The organism is Mesorhizobium sp. M7A.F.Ca.CA.003.01.2.1 (genome assembly GCF_003998945.1).
Classification (GTDB): Bacteria; Pseudomonadota; Alphaproteobacteria; order Rhizobiales; family Rhizobiaceae; genus Mesorhizobium; species Mesorhizobium ciceri.
This window is the reverse complement of the sequence record NZ_RZRA01000302.1, coordinates 1-5,648: the sequence shown is the minus strand read 5'-3', so window position 1 is coordinate 5,648 and position 5,648 is coordinate 1. Positions and strand designations below refer to the sequence as shown.

Sequence of the window (5,648 nt, the reverse complement as noted above, 5' to 3'; positions counted from 1 at the left end):
TGATATCCATCATCCCAGCCTTGTCCGGCGGACCGCCGGCGGCGGCGTGGAACATGGCGAATATCTCACGGAAATAGTCCGGACCGATCGCCGCTGGTGTGACGACGCACAGCGCTTTCGCATCCGCGCTGCCATTGTTGTCGAAGCGATGGACTGCGCCGCGCGGGATGCACAGCGCTTCTCCCGGTCCGACCTCGATCGGCTTGCCGTCGACGGTCCAGGTCAGCACCCCTTCAATGCCGTAGATCGTCTCTTCGTAGTGATCATGGCTGTGCGCCGGCGCCAGCAGGCGCAGTCCGCTGGCAACCCTCAACTCAAAGGCGGCGATGCTGCCGTTCGAACTGTCGCCCGTCACCAGGAAGCGAATCGACAGCCCCTTGTCGCCGGTCTCATTGGCTGGATTGACCTGAAGATTCATGACCGACATTGCGCAAAGCCCTCCGGTAAATTACATTTACTCGCTATCAGTAAACTCAATTTACCGGATCGTCAATGCCCACCTCAACGGAAGTTCTACAGACCAAGACCGAGACCCTGCTGATCGGCGCCCTGCTGCGCGTGCCGGCACAAGCGATCCAGCGGCGGCTGATCAAGGAGCTCAACGCCGCCGGTTTCGACGAATTGCGCCTGCCGCATATGGCGGTGTTGCAGTTTCCCGGACCGGACGGCGCGCGGCCCGGCACCATCGCCGAGCGTGCCGGCATGAGCAAACAGGCCATCAACCAGCTGCTCAGCAGTCTCGAAGGGTACGGCTACCTCGTCCGCTCCGACATTCCCGGCGATGGCGGTGCGCGCGTGGTGCGATCCACGGAACGCGGTCATGCCGCGTTCTGGAAAATGGTCGATATCCTGCGCGACATCGAGGAGGAATGGCGCACCGAACTTGGGCCGGAGCGCTTTGCCCAGCTGAAAGCTCTGCTGTTTGTCGTCTGGGAAAGTCCGCTGGTGCGCTGAGCCAGAGACGGCGCCCGTCCGCCCTGCTCCATCGGCCTTTCCGATGGCACTATCGGTTTCTTCCGTTTCCTTCTGTCGCGCCGAACTGCCAATTCCTGCCCTTGTCCATCCAAGCAAAGGCAGAGCGAAATGAGCATTTCGAAACAGAAAATCCTGATCGTCGGCGGCGGCTCCGGCATGGGCCTGGCGCTGGCCAGGCGCTGCATCGAGGCCGGAGCCAAGGTGATCATCGCCGGGCGCGGCCAAGACCGGCTGCGGCAGGCGCGCGAGGCGCTCGGCAATCCCGCCGGGCTGGAGACGGCCGTCGTCGACATCGCGCGCGAAGACCAGGTCTCGGCGCTGTTCGCAGCGATTGGCGGACTCGACCACATCGTCTGCACCGCAGCCGACATCGAAGGCGCCTACCGGCTGCTGCCGGAGCTTGACCTGATGGCGGCGCAAAAGGTGGTGGAGAGCAAGCTGTATGGCCCGCTGCTGCTCGCCAAGCACGGTGCGCCGCGGCTGGCAGCATCCGGCTCCATGACCTTCGTCTCCGGTATCGCCGCCTATCGCCCAGCCGCACGCGGCTCCGTCGTTGCTGCTGTCAACGCAGCGCTCGAAGGCCTCGTGCGGGCGCTGGCGGTCGAGTTGGCGCCGATCCGCGTCAATGCCGTGTCACCCGGCTGGGTCGACACCACGATCTGGGCGCAAGTGGCCGGCGACAGGAAGGACGAGACGTTAGCCGCGATGGCCAAGCGGCTGCCGGTCGGGCGGATTGGCCAACCCGATGATATCGCCGACGCCATCGCCTTCCTGATCGGCAATGGCTTTACCACGGGAACGACGCTGCATGTCGAGGGCGGCCACCGCCTGATCTGAACCGCCGCTGCTTCCGTCAGGAGTTGTTTGCAAACAAGGCCTTGGAGCGGTTCGACGATTCAAGTCCTGAACCAGCCTTGGCGGGCTGCAGGGCCGGCACCAGCGTGTCGCGCGCGGCAGTGAGCAATTGCTTAAGCGCCGGCAGCTGGACGCGCCGGCGGCGCCAGATCATCACCAGCGGCGCCGTCCGCATCTGGCCGGGCCATCGCATTTCGACGATGTCGCCGCGTGCGAGCGCATCCGGGACGGCCAGGCGTGGAACGAGGGCGAGCCCCGCGCCGGCCGCCACCAGCCGCGCAATGGCGCCGATGCTGCCGACCTCGTTGGCAAGTCTGGGTGCGGCAGCGCCCGCCTCGGCAAAGGCCGTGTCGAACATGTGTCGGTAGATACATCCGGGCTCCGTTGCCACGAACTGCAGTTCGCCAAGCGCGGCAAGGTCGCCTGGCACGCTGCCCTGCCCCGGAGCCGCGACCAGCACCAGCGGTTCGGCTGCTATCGTGCGCCTGGCGAAGTGTTTATCCGACGCGCCCTTCGCGAAATCACGGCGGTCGAAGCAGAACGCGACATCGATGTCGCCATCCTCCAATTGGCGCAGCAGCGCGCCGCTGCCCGCCACCTTCATCCGCACGGTGATGTCGGGATGGCCGGCCTGGAACCCGGGCAGCCAAGGCGCCAGCCTGGCCGACGCGATCGTCTCCAGCGCGCCGATGGTCAGGTGCCCGCTTGTCGAACCTGCCGCTGCCTGCACGGCCGCGCGCGCCTCGCCGTCGAGCCGCAACAAATCCTCGGCGATCGGCTGCAGCGCTAGGCCTGCCGGCGTCAGCTCGAGACCGGACTTCGCGCGCGTGAACAGGGCAGCGCCAAGCTCGGCCTCGAGCGCCAGGATCTGGTCGCTGACGCTCGATTGCGCGAGGTGGACCACTTCTGCGGCGCGCGTGATGTTGCGGCTCCGCGCCACCGCAAGGAAGGTTTTGAGCAGTCTTGGATGCATCGTGTGGCTGACGCGCTATTGCAGCTGCGGTTTCTTCAGAAAACTGCCGCGGTCGGCGGACTTGACGCGCAGCCAGGTTTCGCGGCCGTCGCGCAGCACCCGCATCGGAATCTCGGCACCGGCCGAGCCGCTCTCCCACAGCTTGCGATAGAAATCGGCGAGTCCATCGACCGCGCCGTCGCGGATGTCCGAGATGATGTCGCCCTGGCGCAGGCCAGCCTTGGCCGCCGGACCGCCTTCGGTCACGCTCATCACCACCACTCTGCCATCGCTTTCGGCCGACAGGGCGCCGAGCCATGGACGCGGCGGCTTGGCCACCTGGCCGCGCGTCAGGAGATCGTCGAGTATGGGCGGCAACAGATCGATCGGCACCACCATGTTGATATCGGCGACCTCGCCATTGCGGCTCATCTGCAGGCGCAGCGAACCGATGCCGAGCAGCGAGCCATCGGCGCCGAACAGCCCGGCACCGCCCCAGGACGGGTGCGCCGGCGCAATGAAGATCGCCTCGTCGAGCAGATACTCCCAATAGCCGGCGAATTCCTGCTTGGTGACGATCCTGGCCTGCACCGACTGGCCGATGCCGTCGGCCAGCACCACGGCGTCGCCGATCCTGGCCTTGCCGGCATCGCCCAGCGCCACCGCCGGCAGGCCGAGCGGCGCCAGCGCCTGCACCAGGCCGAAGCCCGATTCCTGGTCATAGGCCAGCGCGTGCGCGGGGATGACGCGGCCGTCATGGCTGGTCAGCCAGACCTCTTCCGCTTCGGTGATGAGATAGCCGATGGTCAGCACCAGCCCGTCATTGCGAATGACGACGCCGCTGCCTTCCCTGAGCGTGCCGAGCGCCCCGGCCGTAAAGGCATCTTCGGGAACAGTGGCCCGCACGGCCACGACCGAGCGCAGATTGGGATTGATGGTCATGCTTTTGTCCTGGGTGGGCTTTGGCGACATCTTCTATAGGTATGCCACGCAGGAGAAGGCGCAAGGGTAAGGAAGAGCCCAATTGCCGATGTTGGCACTGCGGGCATCGATAATAGTTCAACGCAAGTTGAACTTACACATCCGCAGCCCTAGTTAATGGCGACCTGCCATCCTTCCCCGACACGAGGCCACGAAATGACCGACTACACACCGCCGAAAGTATGGACCTGGAACAAGCCGAGCGGCGGAGCCTTTGCCAGCATCAACCGGCCGATCGCCGGGCCGACGCATGACAAGGAACTGCCTGTCGGCAAGCATCCGTTGCAGCTCTATTCGCTGGCGACGCCGAACGGCGTCAAGGTCACCGTCATGCTGGAAGAGCTTCTGGCGCGCGGCCACAAGGGTGCCGAATACGATGCCTGGCTGATCCGGATCAACGATGGCGACCAGTTCGGCAGCGGCTTCGTCGAGGTCAATCCAAACTCCAAGATTCCGGCCCTGATGGACCACAGTGGCACCACACCGGTGCGCATCTTCGAATCCGGCTCGATCCTGGTCTATCTCGCCGAAAAGTTTGGCGAATTCCTTCCGACCGAACAGCCGGCCCGCGCCGAGGTGCTGTCCTGGCTGTTCTGGCAGATGGGCTCGGCGCCGTATCTGGGCGGCGGCTTCGGCCACTTCTACGCCTATGCGCCGGAAAAGTTCGAATATGCCATCGATCGCTTCTCGATGGAGGTGAAGCGTCAGATGGACGTGCTCGACCGCCGGTTGGCCGAGACTGAATATCTCGGCGGCAAGGACTATTCCATCGCCGACATGGCGGTGTGGCCCTGGTATGGCGGGCTGGCACTCGGCCGCATGTACAATGATTCCGGCGAGTTCCTGTCGGTGCACGAGTACAAGCATGTGCAGCGTTGGGCGAAGGCCATCGACGCCCGCCCGGCGGTCAAGCGCGGGCGCATGGTCAACCGCGCCTTCGGTGAGCCTGCCATGCAACTGCATGAACGCCACGACGCCAGCGATTTCGAGACCAAGACGCAGGATAGACTGGCCGCCGAATAGGCCATCGCGGGTCGCGGCAAAGGAAACCCGCCCCGACGCGACGTCGGGGCGGGTTTTTCCCAAGGTCCAGTACTGCGGAATCCCTAGTGCAGCACTTCAACAATCTGGCGGGTCTCCGGATCGACGAGGACCGTCTGGTCGTTGATCACCGCGACGCGGTATTTGACGTCGGGCACCTCACGCAGTTCGACCGTATCCGGCACCGACGAGCCGAGCTTGAGCTCGACGCCCAGAAGGTTCACCGAGGCAAGCGGTTCTCTCTTGATGTATTCGCGAACGACTGTCTCCTGCTCCGGCTGGACGACGACGACGTTTTCCGCCAGCGCCGCACCAATCCCGCCCATCAGGACGACGGCGGTCGCCGCGCTCGTAAGATAAAGTCTCATGGCCATCTCCTAGTGATAACTGAATTCCGCCCTCCATAAAAACTCCACCGCTGCCATGCGGTTCCATCGTAACTTCAGAATTGAAGATATTACGATTGCAGCCTGGATATTGATTGGTTGCTGATCAAACATTCGGCAGACAGCATTCAAGAGTTTGAAAACTTGCACAGATATGTACGGATATTTAAAGGGAAAAAATTCAATCTGAGCACCAGTGCGCCAAATCGGCCGCGCATCCGCCTCTTCATCTGGACGATTTGAAAGGCTCCAGCACGAAAAGGGCTCGCCCCGCCGGGAGCAGAGCGAGCCATAACGGCACCGATGGAGGCGGCAACCTCATCGGCACTGCCAGAGAACGCGAAGCATCAGCACTTGTTCCCAACCTGTCGGCCTGAGCACAATGCGGAGCGGTCGCGCATGCATCCTGTTCCCATGATAACGCTGGCCGAAATCTCCAGCAGGGATATGCTCAGAAG

General features: G+C 63.8%; 7 protein-coding genes. 3 read left to right on the top strand and 4 right to left on the bottom strand.

Features of this window, described 5'->3' with window-relative positions; all coding sequences use genetic code 11:
* Positions 1-427, bottom strand: a 427-nt coding sequence (locus EN969_RS14290; protein WP_164758252.1) for a cupin domain-containing protein, incomplete at its 3' end; no start/stop codon positions are given.
* Positions 428-492: 65 nt separating this feature from the next.
* On the opposite strand from EN969_RS14290, the gene EN969_RS14285 reads away from it, so the two are divergent.
* The gene (locus EN969_RS14285; RefSeq protein ID WP_127419196.1) at positions 493-954 is read left to right on the top strand and encodes a MarR family winged helix-turn-helix transcriptional regulator; all 462 of its coding nucleotides are present in this window, start codon (positions 493-495) and stop codon (positions 952-954) included.
* Positions 955-1,083: 129 nt separating this feature from the next.
* On the top strand, positions 1,084-1,812 hold the full coding sequence (locus EN969_RS14280; RefSeq protein ID WP_024501722.1) for an SDR family oxidoreductase: 729 nt from the start codon (positions 1,084-1,086) through the stop codon (positions 1,810-1,812).
* Between the two features lie 16 nt (positions 1,813-1,828).
* Here the strand turns inward: EN969_RS14280 and EN969_RS14275 are convergent, their stop codons facing one another.
* Positions 1,829-2,803 carry a LysR family transcriptional regulator gene (locus tag EN969_RS14275; RefSeq protein ID WP_063168624.1) on the bottom strand — a complete coding sequence of 325 codons (975 nt, stop codon included), beginning with the start codon at positions 2,801-2,803 and terminating at the stop codon, positions 1,829-1,831.
* Between the two features lie 15 nt (positions 2,804-2,818).
* Complete coding sequence (locus EN969_RS14270) at positions 2,819-3,724, bottom strand: S1C family serine protease (RefSeq protein ID WP_024501724.1); 906 nt, start codon at positions 3,722-3,724, stop codon at positions 2,819-2,821.
* 195 nt (positions 3,725-3,919) lie between these two features.
* Here EN969_RS14270 and yghU point away from each other — a divergent pair, with 195 nt between their 5' ends.
* The gene (gene yghU, locus EN969_RS14265; RefSeq protein WP_013530630.1) at positions 3,920-4,786 is read left to right on the top strand and encodes a glutathione-dependent disulfide-bond oxidoreductase; all 867 of its coding nucleotides are present in this window, start codon (positions 3,920-3,922) and stop codon (positions 4,784-4,786) included.
* An 83-nt stretch (positions 4,787-4,869) separates the two neighbouring features.
* Here the strand turns inward: yghU and EN969_RS14260 are convergent, their stop codons facing one another.
* Entirely contained in the window at positions 4,870-5,172 is a 303-nt protein-coding gene (locus EN969_RS14260) for a DUF1236 domain-containing protein (RefSeq protein WP_013530629.1), read from the bottom strand.
* Positions 5,173-5,648 lie beyond the last annotated feature (476 nt).